This window comes from Microcoleus sp. F10-B2 (genome assembly GCF_036704965.1).
GTDB lineage: Bacteria > Cyanobacteriota > Cyanobacteriia > Cyanobacteriales > Microcoleaceae > Microcoleus.
In genome coordinates this window covers 1-22569 of sequence record NZ_JAUBTB010000010.1, presented here as the reverse complement: position 1 = coordinate 22569, position 22569 = coordinate 1, and the positions used below count along the sequence as shown (strand labels likewise).

Below are 22569 nucleotides of genomic sequence, written 5' to 3'. Positions count from 1 at the left end.
ACCAAAGGTCAGCAGGTGAGTTGCTGAGTGCTTTGACTGGCATCCCCCTGGCAAACTTCATTTTTAATTACACAAAAAACTGACTGTAGTAAATGAAATTTTACCACTTAAAGTATTAGGCAAGACTGAGTATCACGGAGATCAATGCGCCCTGGGAATTATACCTGACTTTATTTTATACTGACTTGAGCGGTATTAACGCTTGGTTCGACTATTTAACTATTCATTAACCTTAAGTTATCGTCTTAACCTGGTGTTAATAAATTATTGTCCTGATAAATATAATTGATTGACAATAGAAGAAAATCGCAATTGCCCGATCGCCCGCGCGGTGCACCCGTCAGCAGACAAGTTAAAAGCAGAAATTCCCGGGGTCGCTTCCCTGAGTTTTAGCTCGCTAAGCGCGATGGCTGGGAGTCCTCGCCCGTGCTAAGGCATTTGAGGCGATTTCATCCCATCTCCCCGATCCGGTACTCGCAACCCCCCGTAACGATCGGCCAGCGACACACCGCCCAGTGCGTTCCTTATAGGTTTGTAGTGAAGACTTTAGTCATCGCTACAAACCTATTTTATAGCGATCGTTATATAAAACAGTAAACCTCGCCCGCCATCTGCAAAATCTGCCTTAGCAGTTGTTCTACAATCAACCATTGTTAACCGAAATATCCATCAAATCTGCGACGGTTGGCAGAGTCAATCGATTTTAGATTTTAGATTTTAGATTTTAGATTTTAGATTTTAGATTTTAGATTTGAAGCATTGACCCCACGGATAAATTCGGGGGGCAAGTTTCATCGGATACAGGTTTTTTATTTCTGGACGGATGAATGCGGGGGCTTGTATCCTGGATACTTTCGGTCAATTATTGATTGGCTGTACGAGGCGGATATGAATAATAATTAAATCAAATTCAAACAAGTTTAACCAGTCCAAATCATTGAAGGCATCAGCCTTGATTAAATTAGAATGTCTACAAATTCCCGCAAAAAAAAGCAAAAAAAAATTAACTGGATCTTAACTTAGTGCTATGCTTTGGTATGATCTACAAGGAGTTCTACCAAAGACGTATAACTAAATAGCAATCAACCAGTAGGTGATCGATGCAACCCGGCCTAACGAATCAGTTAAACAATGCTTTTACCCTTTTTCTCAGCTTGTTAGTAGAGGCAATACCTTTTCTGCTGCTCGGAGTTTTATTTTCAGGTTTGCTGCTGGGATTTGTAGACGAACGCAAACTCGTATCGCGCATCCCGCGAAACCCGCTGCTGGGGGCTTTGATGGGCAGTTCGATCGGCTTTTTGTTTCCCGTGTGCGAGTGCGGTAACGTGCCCGTAGCCCGCAGGTTACTGATGCAGGGAGTACCCGCACCAGCCGCGATCGGCTTTTTGCTTGCGGCCCCCACTATCAACCCCGTGGTAATTTGGGCGACTTGGACGGCATTTCGCGATCAGCCAGAAATTGTAATTTTGCGGGTGGTATTTTCCCTAGTCACAGCCACAATTATCGGCTGGGTGTTCAGCGCCCAACCAGACTTGCGGCCTCTGCTGCAACCCTCTGTAGCCCGCGCGATTCCCCTGCCAAAACCAGAGTTTTCCGAAAAAGAACTCGTCCAAGCTAACACTCCGCTGCTGTTGCAGTCGGGAACATTTATGCTCGGTCAGCCGGGGGGGGCGGTGCCGATCGAATCTTTGCTACAAGACGACTGGAAGCCATTAAAAACAAGCAAAACAGAAAAAACCTCGAAACGTTCCTCAATGTTTCACCGCGTTTCTAAAGAGCGCCTGCGCCTGCTTTTAGATACTATGGTACAGGAGTTGCGCGAATTGGGAGGAGTGTTGGTAATCGGAAGTGCGATCGCAGCCATCATTCAAGTTGGCGCACCCCGCGAACTAATTCTCAACCTCGGCCAAGGCCCCGTTTCCTCAATTCTCGCCATGCTGCTATTAGCCGCTGTCGTATCGATTTGTTCTACAGTAGATGCCTTTTTTGCCCTGTCTTTTGCTTCCACATTTACCAGCGGTTCGCTGTTAGCCTTTCTCGTTTTCGGCCCGATGATTGACCTCAAAGGTATCGGTTTAATGCTGTCAATTTTTAAAAGTCGAGCCGTAGTTTACATAATTGTCTTGGCAGCTCAGTTAACCTTTTTAATGACCCTCGCTGTCAACTTGCATTTAGGTTAAGAACTTAGCTGGGACAGACAACTAATACCATTTGCAGTTTTCAATTACCTTGATTCACGACACGGAAGTCACCGATATACGGATAGCTTTTTTTCCTCTTCCCTCTTCCTTCTTCCCTCTTCCTTCTTCCTTCTTCCTTCTTCCTTCCCAATGACTCTTACAAAATGAATCTTAAAAAAATTAGCCCCTGGCTGGACGCCCTAGCTATCTTAGCGTGGGGAATACTGCTCCTCAAATATTGGATCGCGGGCAAATTAAGCATTCTCATTCACCCCAATTACTTTGGCTTGACTGTAGCCGGAGGAATCGGCTTAATGGTTATTGGCGGGTTAAAAACTTGGGAACTCGTAAAACTCGATCGCACCACAAAGAAATCGCGGACATCAGCAGCAAATAACTCTCTCAGAATCACAGAGGTTGAACACGTTACTTTGTTTCCCCCCAGTATCGGCAGCACCTTAATGTTGAGCGTCGCATTAATCGGTTTACTAACAACGCCACGCACATTTACCAGCCAGACAGCTTTAGAACGAGGTCTCACCGAATCCCTGCCAATCACCAGACTGCAACCACAAGAATTTCGCAATACTACAAAACCAGAAAAGCGATCGCTCGTTGAATGGGTGCGGCTGTTAAATTTTAATCCCGAACCCGATATATACAGAGGTCAAAAAATCAAAGTTCAAGGATTTGTAATTCACCCCCCCAACATCACAGAACAATATCTGTGGATCGGGCGTTTTATCATTACCTGCTGCGCGGCCGACGCCTATCCAATCGGGTTGCCAGTAAAATTACCGATCGGTCAAAGCCGCACTGCCTTTGCCCCAGACAGTTGGCTAGAAATAGAAGGAGAAACGATCGTAGAAGAACTGCAAGGCAAGCGCAAATTAATCATTCAAGCATCCTCCCTCCAACCAATTCCCGAACCAAAAAACCCTTATGATTATTAGATGTGGAGTAAGTATGAGATTAAATTTTTCCTTGATTGCGAGATCGAGACTCCAGACCCGTCCTCCGCATACAAATTAAGATACTGTACAGTCAGCTATAAAAGTTGCAGCAGTATCCTGTAGGAGTTGCCAATAGCAAATTCAGCCACTACACTCGTAATTAGGAAATAAATTCTAACTATATGTCATCAGAAAAAAAATTAGCTATCAAAGGTGCTATCTGGACGATAGCCAGCTATGGAAGCAGTCAAATTATCCGATTCGGTAGCAACCTAATCCTGACGCGCCTGCTTTTGCCCGAACTATTTGGTCTAGTAGGTCTAACCTACGTTTTTATAACAGGGATCAACTTATTTACAGACATAGGTTTGGCCCCAAGTATCATCCAGAACAAACGGGGGGAAGATCCTCAATTTCTCAACACCGCTTGGACACTGCAAGTTATTCGCAGCTTTTTCATTTGGATTTTTTTGATTGTAATTACCCAGCCAGTTGCTAGTTTTTATGGAGAGCCCCGTCTCCTGTGGTTGATTCCAGTAATAGGTATAAATTCCCTAATAGGAGGGTTTAAATCCACAGCCACATCCAGCCTAGAACGCAAAATGGCAGTGAAGGAAGTAGTAATTTTTGAGTTGGGCATACAGATTGTTTCTACTATAGTAATGATTGTCTGGGCCTGGTTCGATCGCAGCATCTCGGCCATCATCGCCGGCGGCTTGACTGGAGCTGTAATGGAGTTAGTATGGAGCCATTTTTTGATTCCCGGCAAGTCAAACCGCTTTGCTTGGGATAAAGAAGCAGCTAAAGAAATATTTTCTTATGGCAAATGGATATTTTTGTCTACGGCTTTGTTTTTCTTGTGTTCTCAAACCGACAGACTCATCCTCGGGAAAATATTTACTTTAGCACTGTTGGGCATTTACGGAATTGCTTTTACTCTCGGCGATATGCCGCGCCAAGTCATCATCGCCATTAGCGGCAGGGTGATTTTTCCCTCGATTTCTATGCTGGCAGAGTTGCCGCGACAGGAGTTGCGCGCGAAGATACTCAAGAACCGCAAGCTAATTCTAATACCGTTAGCCGTAGGTTTAGCAATTTTTGTTGCCTTTGGAGACCAGTTAATTTTAATACTGTACAGGGAAGAGTATTGGGCTGCATCTTGGATGATGCCAATCTTGGCTTTAGGTATCTGGCACACCACTCTCCACAATATGATGGCTTCTTGTCTGTTAGGCGTAGGAAAGTCTCAGTACGCAGCTATGGGCAATCTGCTGACTTTTGTGAATCTATGTATAAGTATTCCGCTGGGATACCACTTAAAAGGTAATTTAGGTGCTGTGATTGCTGTAGCTCTCGGCGACCTTCCTACCTATGCAGTAACTAACTACGGTTTGTGGAAAGAAGGACTAACTTGTTTTTGGCAGGATATTCAATTAACCGGGCTATTTTTAGGGGTGCTGGCAATTCTACTTTGGTGTAGAGTTGCTTTGAATTTTGGTCTGCCAATCGATAAAATATCACCCATGGATTTAATTCCAATCAATACACTGTTTCAGTAAACAAAAAGGAGATTGTCTATATGTGAAGCGAAAAAAATACCAGAAGAAAAGTAATGCACTTTATCTTTTTACAAATGGCTCTGTTACAAGAAATATCGCGAGTGACCGCGAGGTATACTAAACTGATGTTTTTTTATCAAGAAAATCGCCTTATAGATTTCTTCGTCAAGGATTAGTGGAAGGTATCTCAGCTAAGCAGTCGTCATGATTATTGGTAGGATGAGTAGAGCGCGAGTGTTACCCGTCAACCTGTTAAAGAATTGGCGACTTGAAATTTGAGATAAGATTAAAAATCTTAAATCTCAAACATTCCTGGATGCAACTGGCAAAATGGTACGGTGCTGTACGATCGTCAAAACCTCTCTCGATCGAGCAACTTTTACCTCTGAGGCACCCTACAAGCTAAAATTTTAAATTTCACATCTAAAATCGGTGGAGGCTGTTGAAAGTGCCGCAGACTCCACCGATTTAAACTTGTGAGTTTAATTCAGTCCTGGAGGAACCAAAACTTTTAGAAACCGAGTTTTTGACCAACATACTTCGTTGCAGTCCTTTTCGCTGGGAAAAAAAATAGCTTTCTGAGGGTCGGGAGGTCGGGAGTGCCTCCAGGACTGTAAAATTTAATAGGGAAAATTTGGTAGTTAATTTTCAGCAGAAGTAGGAGAGAAAGATTTGTGAGTATTTTTAACAAAAAAATTAATCCTTCACCCTTAGCTATTCTGCCATTCAAACAGCCGATCGACCGCACGGCGATTTTCCTCATGCTACTGCTGAGCCTCTTAATGGGACTGCTGCTGCTGAGCGGCGATGGCACAGCACCCCGAGTGCGAGAATTTACCTGGGAAAATAAACAAATCGGCGCCCAAGATACCGGCTTTATCCTCACCTTCTTTCGACCGATGAACCAGTCCACCGTCGAGGAAAACTTAAAGCTAGAACCTCCCCTCCCCGGTAAATTTAGTTGGGCTGGAAGGCGCATGGCTTACACCCTCAAAGATCCAGCACCCTACGGCGTTACCTACACAGTAAAACTCGCCGGAGCAACCGACAAGTATTTCGGAGAAAACAACCAATATAAAGGAACGCCAATGCAACCGTTTAGCAGTTCCTTTCGCAGCCGCGATCGAGCTTTTGCTTACATCGGCGTCCAAGGCGAAACAGAAAGCAGATTAATGCTAGTCAATCTCACCAGCAGCGACTCAAAACCGATACCGCTGACTCCCAAAGATTTAGTCGTCACCGATTTTAAACCGTATCCCGACAGCGATCGCATTTTATTCTCAGCTACAGATCGATCGATCGCCCGCAGTGGCGGCACCTTAAATCAAGAACTATTTACCGTCACAACCGGTCTCAACCCTCAATCTCCAGGAGTAAAATCCCAGCCGCCCCAGCCAGCAGGTAGGCTGGACAAACTATTAGATGCCAAAGATTACCAAAATCTCAAATTCGACCTCTCAGCCGACGGAAAAATCATAGTTATCCAGCGCGTCAACCGCCGCAATCCCGGCGATTTCAGTCCTTGGATTTTGGAAGAAAAATTGCCTCCCCGACCCTTGGAAAATCAACAAGGCGGAGATTTTCTGATTCGCCCCGACAGCAAATCGATGGTAATATCTCAAAAACAAGGATTAGCGATCGTCCCCCTCAAACCAGAAGCAGACCCAGTAGAATTTTTGCCAAAATACGAACAAGTATTGGGCATGGCCCGCGACAACTCCGCCGCCGCATATGTTAAATACAACAGCGACTTTACTCGATCGCTTTTCATCTTAGACAACCAAGGTGCAGAACAAGAAATATTACGAATTCCCGGCAGCATTATCGGCGTTTATTTCGACCCCCGCAAAGACAAAGACAACCAAGTTCAGCGTCTCTACTGTTTGTTAACCCAACGCCTCACCACAGAAACCTACAAAGAACAACCTTTCATCGCTACCATCGACCTCAAAAAAGAGGGTACTCGTTTGGTAGGAACAATCAAACCGCTGCTGGTTTTGCCCAACCAATTAGATACCCAAATCAGTTTATCTCCCGACGGGCTGGCATTAATTTTCGACCAATCAGTCACAGCAGCAAAGCCCTCAGCAGCAGATAGTCCCCGCAACTCGGGCGGACAGTCGATCGCCACCAGCCGCCTCTGGCTGCTACCCTTAGTAGAAATACCCGCAGACGGTTCTCCCGCAAAACTGCAGCCAGAAGAACTTCCCTTTGCCGGCTATCACCCCCGCTGGCTACCATAAATCAATTTGAGATTTGAGATAGCACTGCTGACTAATGACTGGTGACTAATCTAAAATCTAAAATCTAAAATCTAAAATCATCATGACTCCAGAAGAAATTAGCAATACCCTTAAAGACTTATTTGGTGACAGTGTTGAGATGCCTGCTGCGACTTCTTGGCAAGTAGAAACCCCCAAATTTCGCCTGTTAGTCCTCCTTTCAGAAGACGGCACTTGGCTGCGGATTTTGCTGCCGATCGCCGATGCCCAAGAAGCTCAACCATTTTTTGATAAACTGCTAGAAGCTAACTTTGACACCACCCTCGAAACTCGCTACGCCATACATCAAAACGTTTTGTGGGGAGTATTTCAGCACAGTTGCGCCACACTTGCCACTGCAGATTTCTCGGCCGCCATCGCCAGACTGCTGGCTTTGCAACAGCGAGGTTTGTCCGACTTTTTCGGCGGTTTGATAGAAAGCCGCATCCGTCAAATCATCAAAGCTGCGAAGATGCAGGGACAGTCTGTCGAAACTACCCTTCAGACTTTAGACCGTTTCTACGCAGAGGGATTGATGGGCGAAATGGAACTCGGGCGAGAGTCTCGCGAACAGACTCTCGCCGCTTGGCGGTATCAGCTAGAACGTCTCTGGCCGGAGGTGGAACCCTAAGACGATTTGAGATTTGAGATTGCAGATTGCAGATTGCAGATTGCAAAAAACTGACGACCATCGAGGTTGGGAAGTTGCCTAAAGCTGCATTTCTTTTGAGTCGTATAGCAAGCGCGCCCGAAGGTTACGACGTTTTTAATGACTCAAACCCTTGCCGAAAATTGCTTCTTCCTTCTCTCGCGACGATAACTAAAGCCTTCCATCCGTTACATCTGGCGTTGCGAATCCGTTGCCGAACTTCCTTCTGCTGTACAATCTGCAGATTTTTGCCTCCGCGCCAGTCTTGACAAGCGAATTTCAAAGGTGGTACCCGCCACGTGATTTATCTCGCGCAAGTCAATCCAAAATCTCAAATCTAAAATCCTCAAGCCCCCGAATTTATCTCGCGCAAGTCAATCCAAAATCTCAAATCTCAAATCTAAAATCGAATGACCGTTCGGGCCTCAAGTCACTTCCACCATCGCCAATCCGGGCCGTCGAACCCTCGAACCAGGCCCGTATATTCACTGAAACCCGCGAGGTCTTCTCCAATTCCCTTCTAATACCAGAAAAATGGTATAATAGATTACAAAAATCCCCGATCAATGTTAAAAATTTTCCCCAAACAGGCGATCGCAGGGTATATCATGGTAAAAAGTTTACAGCGCGTGCTCCGTAAGTTCCACAAAAGCTTCGATCGTTTAACATTGATTTAGAAACAAAATTTTTAGGAGACAATGCTAGTGCGATCGGGTTTTCCCATCGGGTGCTGTTGTAATTTAACAAATTAGCAACTACCCGTTACCAATTACCCGTTACCAATTAATAGCAACTTAAGTTATCGATCGATACAACATTTAACAGGGGTTTCATCTATGTTTGCTGTGCGTGAGACTAGCTCGGAGTTATCAGTGTTGCATATACCTGAAATTTGTACTTGGAATATCTCCTTAGAATCAACTCTCCTAGACCTGCCGCTCTACACCTGCCAAATTGAATTAACTCAACAGGCAAAAGAAGTAGCCCAGGCTTTTGAAGGAAATTCCATGCTTCCCGGCGTCATTTTGACCGATCGGGGTAATTTTGTCGGCATAATATCCAGGCGTCAATTTTTTGAAAAAATTAACCGTCGCTACGGATTAGAAATGTTTTTCAAGCGACCGATAGAGGTATTGTACAGGTTTTCCAAACAAGATCTGCTGGTGGTTCCAGGCAGTAAATTAATAGTAGAAGCGGCTCAGGAATCTCTTTACAGGTCAGCAGAATTAGTTTACGAACCCGTAGTAGTGGAAATAGCACCCCAGATATACAAACTGTTAGACGTACACCAATTAATGGTCGCTCAATCAAGAATTCACCAATTAACAAATAAGTTGCTCCACAAACAAACCCAAGCCAAACTCATCCAAACAGAAAAAATGGCTAGTTTGGGGAGGATTGTAGCCGAAGTAGCCCACGAAATTAGAAATCCGCTGAACTGTATTTGGGGAAATTTGACTTTTCTGCTTTCCTATTTTGAAAACTTGCTTCAGCTAATGTCGGTTTATGAAGAAGAATATTCGGAACCTTGTCCCCGAATAGATGCCTTCAAAGAAGAAATTGAATTTGATTTTTTACAAGAAGATTTGCCTGTCACCTTAGAAGGGATGGAGTTGGGAGCATCGCAACTGCTAAAAATAGTTAACGGGCTGCACCACTTCTCTCACATGGACGAGACAAAGGCAGTGGAGACAGACATTCACGAATGCGTGGAGATGACGCTGTTAATTCTGAAAAACCGCTTTAAAAATAACATAGAAGTGGTAAAGAATTACGGCGAACTGCCGCTAGTTAGCGGCTACTCCGGTCAGTTGAGTCAGGTGTTTTTGAATTTGTTAGTTAACGCTCTAGACGCCCTGACAGAGTACGCAGCCGATCGAGAAATACAGACCGAGTGCCGGGACAACTGGCAGCCCCAAATCGAAATTACCACTAAAGTCGTAGAAACCGAAGACGGCACGCGGGCTGCAATTTGGATTGCCGATAACGGGCCCGGCATTCCCCCAGAAAATCACCAGCACATATTTGACACCTTTTTTACCACTAAACCAGCAGGTAAAGGCAGCGGTATGGGGCTGGCTATCTCCCATCAAATCGTCACAGAAAAGCACGGCGGCAAACTTTCACTGCGATCGCAACCCGGTAAAAACACCGAATTTGAAATTCTCCTACCAATAGTTGGCAAAACGTGATTAACTCAAAAATATTCTCGGCTGTTGGCTCCTGCGGTGAAATCATAGGCTAGCTTAGTAGTACGCGATCGTTTCACTTTCCCAGCGTTTCGGCAACTAAAAGTTCCAGTGGCAAATAAATTCAGTTCCAAACTCCTTGGCCCTTCACTCTCCGAAGGCAGCCATCAAGACCTTTCCCTAGAGTCTACCCTCTGGGATTTGCCCCTGTATGACTTTCAGGTTAAATCTAGCTGCTTGGCGATCGCAGTTGCCGAAATTTTTGAACAGCATCCCCTAGTGCCGGGAGTCGTCTTGATGGAAGCAGGAGAGTTGGCTGGCATGATATCCCGCAGGCAACTGCTGGAATATTTGCTCAAACCCCAAGGCCCAGAGCTATTTTTGCACCTCCCGCTGAAAGTTTTCTACAGTTATGCTCGCGTCGAAATATTATTAGTTCCAGAAAGCACAACCATTTTGGCAGCAGCTCCACAAGCTCTGCGCCGATCGCCCGAATTGCAGTCCGAACCAATCGTCGTCCAAATAGACTCCCAATCTTACCGCCTCTTAGACCCTCACGCGCTAAACATCGCCTACTGGCAAATTCGCGGCATCGAAACTCAAGTCCGCTACGAAAGAGCCCAAACTCAAATGATTCAAAGCGAAAAAATGGCTAGTTTAGGGCGTTTAGTCAACGGAGTAGCCCACGAAATTTTAGATCCGGTAGGCTTTATTTGGGGCAATTTAACCTACGTCAGCGACTACAGCAAAAACTTGATGGAGTTGCTGTCAGTTTACGACGCATACTGTACCGAACCCCCGCCGGAAATAGCACGGCTCAAGGAAGAGATCGACTATGACTTTTTGCAAAACGATTTCCTCCGAACTGTTGCCAGCATCAAATCGGGAGCCGAACGTTTGAGCAAGTTGGCAACCAGTTTGCAAAACTTCTGCCACATCGACGATATTTATCCCAAACCGACCGACTTGCACGCAAATATAGACAGCATACTTTTGCTGCTCAAAAGTCGTTTGACCAGGGAAATCAAAGTAGTGAAAAACTACGGCTACCTACCACCAGTGCCGTGCTATGCAGGCCAGCTAAACCAAGTATTTATGAATATCTTGACCAATGCTATTCATACATTAATTAACGAAGCAGTCGGTCAAGAATTGGCGAAAGAGTTTAAAGGTGGAGGAATCAGAGACTTCGACCGCCAGCCTCAAATTGAAATCACAACTCAAGTCTGCTGTCCCGAACCTGCGAGCGATTTAGACAAACTTCATGTTCGCTGGGTTTCGATTTGCATATCAGATAACGGGCCAGGAATGTCACCTAGCAAGTACAAAAAAATTATAGAATCATTCTCTACCGAAAAACGCGCCCTCAAAGAAACCAGTTTAGCAGTTAGCTATCAAATCGTGACTGGCAAACACGGCGGTGCATTCAGAATGCGATCGGAATTAGGCAGCGGTACTGAATTTGAAATTTTGTTACCCTTAGCTTAAAGAAGGAAAGCACTACACGGATTTTGACACGGATACACGGATGAATTATCTAGGGTGAGGCAGTAGTCAACAGTCAACAGTCAACAGTCAAGCATTATCTAATTGACTGCCGCACATTTTACAAAATCTAGCATTAGCATCGTGTACAGACCAACCGCAACCTTTACAAACAGCTTCTCCGTGATTAGCACTTTTAACTAAGTGTTTAATCAAGTCCCCCAATTGCCAAGGAATCAGAGCAATTCCCGTCAAAATCATCAAAATAGTCAGAAAACGACCGGATTCCGAAATCGGAGTAACATCGCCAAATCCCACGGTGGTCATGGTGACAACCGAGAAATAAACAGCATCCAAAAAAGTTCCAAAACTTTCGGGATTTGTCGGATGTTCCACTTGATAAATCAAACCAGAATAAACAAAAATTATTGCCAGCAAAGTAAACAAAATCCGAGCAAAAATCACCCCATCTTCGCTGCTGATGCGGAAAATAGAAATTTTCAATTCCAGAAAACGGATGAGTCGGAGAATTCTAAACCAGCGAAAAATTCGGATAAAACTGACGTTGACAAATCCCAATAAAAATGGTAATATTGCCAGCAAATCAATAATTGAAAAAAAACTAAAAATAAATTTAACTCGATTTTCTGCACACCACAGCCGCAATAAATACTCAACTACAAAAACGATTAAAAGAACAGTATCGAGAGTTTGCAAATTAATTCTAACAGGCCCCGAAAGCGGGTAAGTTTCGGCGATGAAGCTGGCGGAAGATAATAGAATGAGTCCGGTAAGAGTTAAATTGACGGTTCTGCCAATGGGGGTTTCGATATCTTCGAGATAAAATCCAATTTGCGATCGGGTTAACATAGATGAGATAATTAATACCATTTATGAGGTAAGGGAATTATCGCATATGAGTATCGAATTAACTAAGGGTGAAAGGTTCAATCTTTCTAAAGAAACTCCTAATTTCAGTAAAATAGCGATCGCCCTGGGGTGGCAAGTCAGCCAGAAAGCACAAAACTGCGACATTGACGCATCAGTTTTTATGTTAGCGGCGGACGGTCGCATTCCTGATGAAAAGTATTTTGTATTTTACAACAATCTGACATCGCCCGACGGTTCGGTGCGACATTCAGGAGACAGCAGGAATGGACAAATTGAGGGAGATGATGAGACGGTTTATCTAGATTTGAGTAAAATCAATTCGGCGATTCAGGAAATAGTGTTTGTGGTGACTATTCACGACGGACAGGAAAAAAATCAAAGTTTTAGTCAAGTTGAAAATGCTTTTATCCGGCTTTACAATTCAGACACTCTTAGCGAATTGGTTCGGTACAATTTAAATCAGATATTTTCGCAAGAAACGGCTTTAGAATTTGGACGGTTGTATAAGAAGAATGGCGAATGGAGGTTTCAGGCGGTTGGACAGGGATATAATGCTGGGTTGCAAAGTTTTGTAGACAAGTATTATGTTGAGAATGCGGTTGAAAAAAGCTCGAATGCTGCTGAGAAGGTTGATGATGCTGAGGTTTTGAGGCGGTTTAGCGATCGGGTCGATCGGTTATTGCGCGAAGAGGCGATCGAGGAGACACCGATTCCAGCATCTAGCGAAGCGGTAGAACAGCCGCCTGCTACTCCTGTGAATGCGGATAGTGTGCAATCTGAGGAAGAGGAAAAAATTGATGATTCTGCACTAAAAAGTCTGGAGGCAGCTATTAGTGCTGAGGAATTTTTGAAACGGTATAATCAGGGAGAACGAGATTTTACAGGGATTAACTTATCGGGAGTGGATCTGAGCGGAAAAACCCTGCATTCTGTCAATCTGAGTAACGCTAATCTAAGCCGTGCAGAACTTTCTGAAGCAGACTTATCTTATGCTAACCTGGCTGAGGCAAATTTATGTCATACAAACCTTCACACAGCTAATCTAACCTCAGCCAACTTAGGAAAAACAAAATTCATAGATGCAAATTTAAGTGAAGTAAATCTGCGAGGTTCAAACCTAAGTGAAGCTAATCTGAGTGGGGTAAATCTCAGTAGTGTTCATTTGTTCTCGAAGACAAACTTCAGCAGGGCCAACCTCAGTAAAGCGAACTTAACTGGGTTGAATTTGAGGGAATCACAATTAATGAAGGCTGATTTGAGTAATGCAAACCTAAGTAATACTAACCTATTAATGGCCAACCTTGAAGGAGCCAACCTTGAAGGATCAAAACTTCAACAAGCACTTTACAACGCACAGACTCTCTTCCCCAGAGGCTTTGATCCTGTTAAAGCAGGTGCTTACTTAATTGCTCCTAATGTTTCACTGAAAGAAGCAAACCTAGCTGGTCGTAACTTGAGCAGAGTTAACCTGAGTGAAGCTAACTTGAGCGGTACAAATCTAACTAATGCAAATTTGGAGAGTTCACTACTCCTGCAAGCTAATTTGAGTAAAACCAACTTAAGCGGAGCAAATCTGAGTAGTGCCAAGTTAACGGCGGCAAACCTCATAGGAGCAAACCTGATGCAGGCCAATTTATGGGCTGCTAATCTAACTGCGGCAGACTTGAGTGGAGCGAATCTGAAAAATGCAGACACACGTCATGCAAATTTTAGTGGTGCTAATCTGACCAAAGTTAATCTGGTTAGTGGAACTCTTCAATGTAATGTCAGCGGAGCAACATTAATTGAAGGAAATCTCTGTGGGGCTGACCTTAAAAATGGAAATTTTAGTGGAGCAAACCTAACTTCGGCAGACTTGCGTGGGGCAGATTTGCACAATACAAACCTAGAAAAAGCCAACCTAAAGGGAGCAAACCTAAGTGGGGTGGTAAATCTGGAAAAGGCAAAACTCGCAGGTGCAATTATGCCAGATGGCACAATTCACGAATAAATTCGATGCCAATATTAAAGAGCAAGGTGGGCAATTTATTGGTGTAAATTTAACGCTCTTTCCCGAAGTCCGCCAGGGGTTTAAACCTCTGCCGGACTTTCGGTTTAAGTTGACAACCAATGGCTAGCATTGCCCACCCAAAAAATAAAGTATGATGAGTGTGAAATATCCAATACATAGATTTTCGATGAATGAATCTGACACGGAAATTATAGAATCTACCCTCAGATGGATGACGGAGTTTGTCGAGTTACCGCATCCTGTTTTCAGCGATTTACCGATTTGTCCCTTCACTAAAAAAGCACGCTTGGCTAATCAAATTCTATTAAAAATCGAGCCGTTTTCAGCGCTGACTGAGTTCGATCGCGATTCTGCCATAATGAAATCGATTTATGAATTTTACAATTCTGAATTTGAAATAATGGTAGTAATTAATCCCGAAAAAACTGCAATTAGTGCGCCCGAAACTAAAGAATTGATAGACAAACTGAACGATCGGATTTCAGAGTTGGGCTTGCTGGCTTTTCACGTCCATCCCGAAGAAGATTTTAATATTGACGGGCTTCATACTAGGAGGATGCCGTATCCGGGCTTCACCGTTCAAGTAAATTCTAAGCTGAAGCCCGCTTCCGATGCTTTAGAGAAAACTGAATATTACAAAAATTGGACTGGCGAACAACTAAAATATTTCGGGATTCCGAGAAATTGACGATCGCCCGCCCTCCCCGCGCATCTCTCAGCCATTACAATTAATTCAGCAAAAAATCTTTACACATAAGAACTCATGCAGCTCAAGTCAACAACCCGCCATATTCGCATATACACCGCTATCCTCGAAGACAACGAACTCGTACCCAGCAATGACCTTTTGACGCTCGACATTGACCCAGATAACGAACTTAACTGGAACGAGGAGTCAGTCAAAGAGGTATATGCCAAATTCGACCAACTCGTAGACGCATACGAGGGCGAAGATTTGACCGAGTACAACCTCCGCCGCATCGGTTCGGAGTTGGAACACTTAGTACGATCGCTCCTCCAAAAAGGCCAAATCAGCTACAATCTCAACAGCCGCGCTGTCAACTACAGCATGGGATTGCCTCAAGTGGATGCCAAAATTCACCTGTAAGGGCGATCGGGCGATCGGCATTTGTGTCAACTTAAGATTGAAACCCATCATCAATGTCGCTTGTAGCTGAGTTTCGATCCCCCCTAGCCCCCCTTAATTAAGGGGGGGCAAGAGTATTCTATTTCGTCTCCCGTCTTCCGGGGAATTGAGGGGGTTCTAGACTTCGATACCAAGGAAAGGCTCAGATGGGGAGAATCGGGAGAATCGAGAAAATCGGGTTTTATTCTTCTTCCTGCTTCTTTCTGACTCCTGACTCCTGACTCCCTGACTCCTGACTCGTGGCTTCTTCGTTCTTTTTACCCTGAGCGACTTGTGATGAGCTTAGCCGATCGCCCTGACGGTAGCCGAAGGGAAAGGAGTCCAAAGGCCTTCCTCCTTCTTGCTCCTCCCCCGCATCCCCCGCATCCCCTTTATCAACTGCCGCAAAATTAGTAGGATGGCGATCGCGCTCCAAAAACTGTTTAACTGCTATTTGGCGGTTAGTCATAAACTGACCCCAAGCGCCGGGAAACAGCCCATCCAAGGTTTCCACGAGCGCCCAAACCTCAAGATTCATCATTTTGTAGTAATGACCGTGAGAATGCTTAATCCTAGTCAGCATTTCGTCTACCTCAACTCCAGGCAGCAGCTTCGGATCGGACAAATTCTTAGGAAAGGCGCTGGACTCATGTGGGGGCATGGTTAAAAACTCAACAGCTTGCAGAGGCCGGTCAGTCGATTTTAGATTTTAGATTTTAGATTTTAGATTTTAGATTGACTCCACAGATGAATCTGCAGGCTGGCACTAATATCTAATTTTTTTTGCTCTCCACGACTCGTGTCGGGGGCTGACATCCGTCAGTAGATGTTAGAGGTTAGATTGTAAATTGTAGATTGACTCCACAGATGAACCTGGGGGCTTGTATCCGTCTTTGGGTAAGGTTAAATTTAACTTCTACTGCGAAACTAGGGCACGAGGCACGGATCGCCTTTCGCGAGAAAACCGAGAATTGATATTTATTTATACCTACTGGGTGAGGTGATTTCTACGTACCTGCATCCTACCATTATAGTTAGTCTAAAATCTCTATTCGCTCTCAAGCGGCGATTTCTTCGGAAATGGCCACTATCAGGAATATGCTGAAAACAACCTGCTTTCAAGCCGAGGACTTCGGCGTCGCGCGATCGTCTAACCCTGAAAGCTCATCGCAAGATTCATCCGGCCGTCAACAAAATGGTAAACTGTTCGTGTCAGTACAAGACATTAAAACCTACCCCTGGACTGGGGGAAAGTCACGCCTAAAACATTGTCAGGAGATATCACTCCGCACACAAGAGTGCAAACGTTGTGAGCCTAGGAACCTGAAAAATCAGGATATTAGGACGGCGAAGTCTTAAGAATCCCCGTCTGTTAAGAAAGCGGGGGTGTCAAATAATCGCCACGTATCAACCCGTCGAGGTTCAAGCGCTAAAATAGTTCAGATCAGCACGCTTGCCCAAAGGCGTCAGGAACCCTTATGCAAAACTCTGTGGCAAAACACTACTTATGGGCTTTAGGTGAAGGGATCAAAGGGTGTAGGCCAGGCGATCTGATCGCTGGTCGCTACTTGGTCAAGCGCGATCGACTTCTTGTCGATACTCAACCCGAACAGTTGCCGGAACTGCCCGAAGAGATTCCGAGTGTTGTCACTCCTTATCTGAGACTGTTTGCCTATCAATTACACGTACCTCAAGTATACGGGCTGGTATCCTCGCACACGAGCAAGCTCTCGGGAGATATCTGGCTGCTGGAAAACGGGCCGATTTTGAAGGTGACGGAATCTTTAATGCCGGAATTGGCAGACTCCTGGAAAGGAGCCGCAGCGATGCGCCAGCTCAATTGGCTGTGGCAAATTGCGCAGTTGTGGCAGCCGTGTATCGCTCAGGGCGTGGCTTCGACGCTGCTGACTCCAGAACTGCTGCGGGTGGAAGGGCAATTGGTGCGGTTTCTGGAATTGCAGCCCGATCGCAAACCGCCTAATTTGTCGCAGTTGGGCAAATTGTGGCAGCAGTGGCTCGAAGATGCTCACCCGGCGATCGCCAATTTTTTGAGGCAACTTTGCCAGCAAATGGTTGCCGGTCAAGTGCGCCACGGCGAACAACTGATGGGCCAGTTGGATAAAGCTTTGGCAAAGTGCGGCAGATCTTACGACCGTCACGTTGAGATTGCCACCGGCACCGATGTGGGCAGATCCCGGGCTCACAACGAAGATGCTTGCTATCCGCCCAGCGGTACGGTGTGGGGAGGAAATCCCGGATCGGAAGCTTGCGCGATCGTCTGCGACGGTATCGGCGGACAAGACGGCGGCGAAGTCGCTTCCGAAGAAGCGATTGCTGTGCTGCGCGATAAGTTGCAGCAAATGCCCCTGCATCAAGCTAATTGGGACCCGCTGAGCCTGACTTCCAAGCTGGAACGGGCCGCTTGTGCTGCTAACGACAAGATAGCCGGTCGCAACGACAGCGAACACCGCCAAGGCCGCCAGCGGATGGGAACTACGCTAGTTATGGCTTTAGCCCACATACACGAACTATACGTCGCCCACGTCGGAGACAGTCGGGCTTACTGGATTACCCGCACAGGCTGCTATCAAGTTACTCTCGACGACGATGTAGCTTGCCGCGAGGTGCGTTTGGGCTACTCCCTCTACCGGGATGCTTTGGAACAAGTGGCCGCCGGAGCTCTGATTCAAGCTTTGGGCATTACTTCCTCCAACAGTCTGCACCCGACTGTGCAGCGTTTTCCGGTGGATGATGATTGCGTTTTGCTGCTGTGTTCCGACGGTTTGAGCGATAAAGACCGGGTTGAGGAATGTTGGGAAGCAGAGATTTTGCCAATTCTCGACGGTACTGTTGATGTGGCGAAGGCGCGCGATCGGCTGATCGAGATTGCTAATACTAGAAACGGTCACGATAACGTCACAGTTGCTTTAATTCACTGTCAGGCACATTTGAGGGAAAACGGTAATAATTTTACAGAATTGTCTGTCGCACCTTTAGATACGCCTCCGGAACCAATTATCGACACCGACGATGTGCCAACGGATTTGACTGTGCCCCCAGCCATTGGCGATCCTGATTCTCCAGGGCAAACGCAGTTTGTACAGCCACCGGACAAAGGCAAAAGCCCATTTTCGCTGCTGCTGAAAATTTTATTTTTATTAGGCTTGGGGGGTGTATTTGCTTATTTTTTCATCCCTCCGGTGGGTCGGGCGATCGATACTGCCGGGGAGTCGATTTTCGGGAAACGCGGTTTAATTAATCCTGTCAGCAGGCCGGAGAAAACAGTTGAATCTGTACCTTCTCCGGTAAAATCTTTAGAAACAGGCTCGTTTATAGAGATTAAAAGCTCTGCGCCTGGGGAATTGGGAAAAGAGGGCGATCGCTTGGATTTGCGAGTCGCAATTGGTGAGTTGACTGTCAAAGGAACAGTCCCTGCAGGCAGCGTTTTGCAGGTAACAAACAAACAGCTTACGCCTCAAGGCAATTGGCTGGAATTGAAAGTTTGCTCGATTCCTGAAATAGTGCGGTCGAACTCTCCCAAACCCCAGTCAAATAAAGATTTTTCTACTGTTTCAAAACCCCCGATCAATCCATCTCCGGCTGTGGGAACTCCCTCGCCTTCCCCGGCAGTTAAGCCAACTGTTGATGCAGTAGCAATCGCCAAGCTGCAAGCGGGGGAAATTGGATGGATTCAAGAACGAGATGCCGTTTCTAAGGTAGCGTCGAACCCGACTCCCAACCCAAATCAACAGGGGAAATGCGTTGTTAATTCTGACTCAAATCCCAATGCTAATTAAACTGTTAATGCTTGAGTATGTTGAGAAAGTTGGCTCTAATTTAGTAGAAATAAAAATGCAGATTTCTAAACAAAACTAAGATTAACTGGTACTATCGCCGGTCAAGTAGCTGACATAATTTTAGATTTGATATTGGGAATTTAATACTTGCCAATATCAAATCTAAAAAGCTTTCAAAATTTCTAAGGAATGAGAATTAAATAACTTACAATGCGTGATGTTCTTGTGGGATGGGCGTCCCGCCCGTCCAGAAAGGGCGGGATTTCAGGCCCACCCCACTTTCAAGAGTGTAAATTATTTAATTCGCGATCCTAACCTAATTTCTTAGATACTTCTGCAAGTTTAGTCACCATTTGAGATACGGCTTTGTCAACGGCCGCGCTTAAAAGTGAGTCTTCATTGCTACTGCTGGAATTACCACCAATACCCCTCACGGAAATATTAGAATCGCTTTGATCCGCTTCTCCTACTGCTTTGGCAGTGGCAAGAATATCTCCGGAAGCTGTACCGATTAACCGCACGTCTATTTGAACGGTAGCTTTGGTTTTTTGCGAACCGGCGCCGATTCCCATGAAACTGCCGCCGCCGGATTGTTTGTCGATATTAAACTTGGTAATGGTGCCGATGAGTACGGCGTCAACTCCTAACTGCTTGCCAATTTCTGCTGCTGTGCCGGCATCCATCGCACCGCTGCGATTTTGCTGTTTGAGCACTTGTTCGAGTTTGCTGCGATCGACTACTGTATAAGTGCCGTTGTTGACGAGTTCGTTGATTAGCAGTTCGCTGATGCCTTTGGCTGCGCCGACTCCCCTGTAGGAAGTGTAATAGCTGTTGGTGGGGCCGTAGTCGAAGTCCATGACGACGAGGCGTTTTTTGGCAGTTGCTTGGGCTAGTTGGGTTGCGGGTTCGGTGGTGGCTGGTGTGGCGATCGCGTTGACTGAAAAGCCTGCTAGCATTAGGGTAGCGAGGGAAATGCCGGTTAAGCGAGATATGGTGGTTGTTTTCATAAAGCTTACCTCACAGTTGTTTTGTGCCGACTCTAGGATACTTTACGGAACAGCCCGATGTCAGGGTTGGGGGTGAGGAGGTTGGAATGGTCGGATTTTAGTGTTTTTTGACTTTCAACAGGCGGAATTTTTGTTAATGAACCGCAGAGGACGCAGAGGACGCAGAGTTAAAGAAAGGAAGAGTTTAATCAAGGTTCCAATCCTTCAATAGGGATTTAGGGGTTTTCCTGCCAAAAAATCTCATATCTCTGTACTGTAACGGTGGCAACAACCGCACAGCCATCGACAATTCCTCTTACGCCCCAGATTTCATAAAACCCATCAACCAATTAGCCATCGTCGCCCTGCGAGTCTGTCTAGGCCCGAATTCCCCAATTTTATAGCCTTTAAAGCCCAATTTTTCCTTCAGCAACTGCTTGTTTTCTGGAGGAGTCGATCGAGTCAATTTCACCGTCGCCGGTCTAGAATCGATAAAATCCGGCGGTTCCGGGTACTCTTGGCGCCACTCGGCTGCCACACCTGCACTGTTCCACTCGCCAGTCTCGGCATCGCAGCGGTAGCCCAGATACTGCCAAACTAATCGGTTGACAGCAGCATCGTCGATTTCTTCGTTGAGGATAGCCCAAATAGTTTCGTTATTCAGCGGTGGTAATTCAGACATGAGCGCGATTCGATCGGAAACAACAAAAGTTTAACTCACATCAGATAACATTATCGGGAACGGGCAAGATGCCCGTTCCACAAAAACACAGAAATTTATATCAAGTCTGGGTGAAATATTTCCCTGGTTTCTTAGTTCGCCTCGGCGGACTTTGTATGTGTAGTAGCGGTTTCAAGCAGCGATCGAGGGGATGACTGTATTACTTGCCCAAAATTCCGTCTTTCTCGGCCATCGACAGCATTAAGTCAATCACGCGGTTAGAATAACCCCACTCGTTGTCGTACCAAGAAACGACTTTGAAAAACTTAGAATTCAGTTCAATTCCGGCACCTGCATCGAAAATGCTCGATCGTGCGTCGCCCTGAAAATCCGTCGAAACTACCGCATCTTCAGTATATCCGAGAATGCCTTTGAGTTCGCCCTCAGAGGCTTTTTTCATAGCTTCACAAATTTCTTTGTAGCTAGTTTCCTTCGCCGTTTTGAAAGTAAGGTCAACTACAGACACGTCTGGAGTTGGCACGCGCAAAGCCATTCCCGTCAATTTCCCTTTCAATTCTGGCAACACCAAAGTAACAGCTTTCGCCGCACCGGTCGAAGATGGAATAATATTTTGAGCGGCACCGCGTCCTCCCCGCCAATCTTTTTGGCTGGGCCCGTCTACAGTTGGTTGAGTAGCTGTCATCGCATGAACTGTAGTCATTAAACCTTCTTCTAAACCGAAGTTATCGTTAATTACTTTGGCAATTGGTGCTAAACAATTCGTCGTACAGCTAGCATTAGAAACAACAGTATCTTTGGCAGTGTCAAATTTGTGGTGGTTGACCCCTACTAGAAAAGTTGGAACTTTTTCCGGGTCTTTTGTTGGTGCTGAAAGTATTACTCGTTTTGCTCCCGCCGTCAAGTGTTTTGATGCGCCTGCCAAATCTGTAAACAATCCGGTAGATTCTACAACATAATCTGCACTCGTTTTACCCCAAGGCAATTCTGCCGGATTTCTAATCGAGGTGCAGGGTATAAAATGTCCGTCAATGACAATGCCGTCTGGTTTGCTTTCCACTTCGCCGTCGTAAATGCCGTGGGTGGAGTCGTATTTGAAAAGATAAGCCAGGTTGTCTGGCGAAACTAAGTCGTTAATGCCGACAAATTCGATGTTGGGGTTTTTGATGCCGGCACGCATGACTAGCCGTCCGATGCGACCAAATCCGTTGATGCCGACTTTTAATGCAGCCATGTTTAAACTCCTATTGAAAATATCCCTACTCGATCGGGCGTAAGCGTTGCCCTCGAAGAGGATCGCCTGTTGTGGCTTAGAATTTACCACGCTAACAGATTTTTTTAACTGATTCTTTTCTATCTCTTAAGAATTCTGAATTCGGGGGTGGCGAAGGGTAATTAATCCTGAAATGACCGCTGGCTAATGGTTGATGGCTGATGATTGTAAACTTGTAAAAGTGCTACAATAGACAGAAATTATTTTCAAAATAGCCTTTTTTAAATCATGCTAAAGTAATAACAAAAAACTTATACAAAAACCAAAATGGATTGGTATTCTCACCAGTGGTGGCTGAGGATCGTCTCATATTTGTCAAAATACTTCTTCTGGCTGCTTCCTTGTTGCTCTTTCCTTCTGCCTCGCAGCAATAGATCCTCAAAACTCCAATTTCTAGCTGGGATGCAAAAGTGAAATCCTCGCGGTGGCTGTCGCGGCACAAACCCTAGGATTCAGGGTAAGCTCATCTAATTTGGTATAAATTGTACTTGACAAAAAGACAACTATAGAAAACGTGGCATTCACGTATG

16 protein-coding genes are annotated in these 22569 nt (G+C 45.4%); 11 read left to right on the top strand and 5 right to left on the bottom strand.

The genetic code is table 11. From position 1 onward, the window contains the following. The first annotated feature begins 1100 nt into the window (after positions 1-1100). The 7 genes from QUA99_RS05875 (at position 1101) to QUA99_RS05845 (ending at position 11279) form a co-directional block, all read left to right on the top strand. Positions 1101-2180, top strand: coding sequence for a permease (locus QUA99_RS05875; RefSeq protein ID WP_333236656.1), 1080 nt, complete (start codon positions 1101-1103; stop codon positions 2178-2180). A gap of 164 nt (positions 2181-2344) precedes the next feature. Then, on the top strand, positions 2345-3133 hold the full coding sequence (locus QUA99_RS05870) for a TIGR03943 family putative permease subunit (protein ID WP_333236654.1): 789 nt from the start codon (positions 2345-2347) through the stop codon (positions 3131-3133). 182 nt (positions 3134-3315) lie between these two features. Next, the gene (locus tag QUA99_RS05865) at positions 3316-4692 is read left to right on the top strand and encodes an oligosaccharide flippase family protein (protein ID WP_333236652.1); all 1377 of its coding nucleotides are present in this window, start codon (positions 3316-3318) and stop codon (positions 4690-4692) included. A gap of 674 nt (positions 4693-5366) precedes the next feature. Then, positions 5367-6935 carry a hypothetical protein gene (locus tag QUA99_RS05860; RefSeq protein WP_333236650.1) on the top strand — a complete coding sequence of 523 codons (1569 nt, stop codon included), beginning with the start codon at positions 5367-5369 and terminating at the stop codon, positions 6933-6935. A gap of 82 nt (positions 6936-7017) precedes the next feature. Further along, entirely contained in the window at positions 7018-7584 is a 567-nt protein-coding gene (locus QUA99_RS05855) for a hypothetical protein (protein ID WP_333236648.1), read from the top strand. Between the two features lie 854 nt (positions 7585-8438). Beyond that, positions 8439-9794: an ATP-binding protein gene (locus QUA99_RS05850; protein WP_333236646.1), complete on the top strand. Its 1356-nt coding sequence runs from the start codon at positions 8439-8441 to the stop codon at positions 9792-9794. Positions 9795-9902: 108 nt separating this feature from the next. Beyond that, the gene (locus QUA99_RS05845; RefSeq protein WP_333236644.1) at positions 9903-11279 is read left to right on the top strand and encodes a HAMP domain-containing sensor histidine kinase; all 1377 of its coding nucleotides are present in this window, start codon (positions 9903-9905) and stop codon (positions 11277-11279) included. 87 nt (positions 11280-11366) lie between these two features. Here the strand turns inward: QUA99_RS05845 and QUA99_RS05840 are convergent, their stop codons facing one another. Then, positions 11367-12167, bottom strand: coding sequence for an ion transporter (locus QUA99_RS05840; protein WP_333236642.1), 801 nt, complete (start codon positions 12165-12167; stop codon positions 11367-11369). 25 nt (positions 12168-12192) lie between these two features. Here QUA99_RS05840 and QUA99_RS05835 point away from each other — a divergent pair, with 25 nt between their 5' ends. From QUA99_RS05835 to QUA99_RS05825, 3 genes are all read left to right on the top strand, one after another. Then, positions 12193-14157 carry a pentapeptide repeat-containing protein gene (locus QUA99_RS05835; RefSeq protein WP_333236640.1) on the top strand — a complete coding sequence of 655 codons (1965 nt, stop codon included), beginning with the start codon at positions 12193-12195 and terminating at the stop codon, positions 14155-14157. Between the two features lie 187 nt (positions 14158-14344). Beyond that, positions 14345-14866 carry a hypothetical protein gene (locus QUA99_RS05830; protein WP_333236638.1) on the top strand — a complete coding sequence of 174 codons (522 nt, stop codon included), beginning with the start codon at positions 14345-14347 and terminating at the stop codon, positions 14864-14866. A 75-nt stretch (positions 14867-14941) separates the two neighbouring features. After that, on the top strand, positions 14942-15286 hold the full coding sequence (locus QUA99_RS05825; protein WP_333236635.1) for an NAD(P)H-quinone oxidoreductase subunit M: 345 nt from the start codon (positions 14942-14944) through the stop codon (positions 15284-15286). A gap of 220 nt (positions 15287-15506) precedes the next feature. Here QUA99_RS05825 and QUA99_RS05820 read toward each other — a convergent pair whose 3' ends face one another. Next, positions 15507-15965, bottom strand: coding sequence for a hypothetical protein (locus tag QUA99_RS05820; RefSeq protein ID WP_333236633.1), 459 nt, complete (start codon positions 15963-15965; stop codon positions 15507-15509). Positions 15966-16782: 817 nt separating this feature from the next. Between QUA99_RS05820 and QUA99_RS05815 the strand changes: the two genes are divergently transcribed. After that, entirely contained in the window at positions 16783-19101 is a 2319-nt protein-coding gene (locus tag QUA99_RS05815; RefSeq protein ID WP_333236630.1) for a protein phosphatase 2C domain-containing protein, read from the top strand. A 311-nt stretch (positions 19102-19412) separates the two neighbouring features. Here the strand turns inward: QUA99_RS05815 and QUA99_RS05810 are convergent, their stop codons facing one another. From QUA99_RS05810 to gap, 3 genes are all read right to left on the bottom strand, one after another. Then, positions 19413-20108 (bottom strand): CsgG/HfaB family protein, encoded by a 696-nt coding sequence (locus tag QUA99_RS05810; protein WP_333236628.1) that lies wholly within the window; start codon positions 20106-20108, stop codon positions 19413-19415. Positions 20109-20403: 295 nt separating this feature from the next. Beyond that, positions 20404-20769 (bottom strand): DUF1823 family protein, encoded by a 366-nt coding sequence (locus QUA99_RS05805; RefSeq protein ID WP_333236626.1) that lies wholly within the window; start codon positions 20767-20769, stop codon positions 20404-20406. 199 nt (positions 20770-20968) lie between these two features. Beyond that, positions 20969-22000 (bottom strand): type I glyceraldehyde-3-phosphate dehydrogenase, encoded by a 1032-nt coding sequence (gene gap / locus QUA99_RS05800; protein ID WP_333236742.1) that lies wholly within the window; start codon positions 21998-22000, stop codon positions 20969-20971. Positions 22001-22569: the final 569 nt, after the last annotated feature.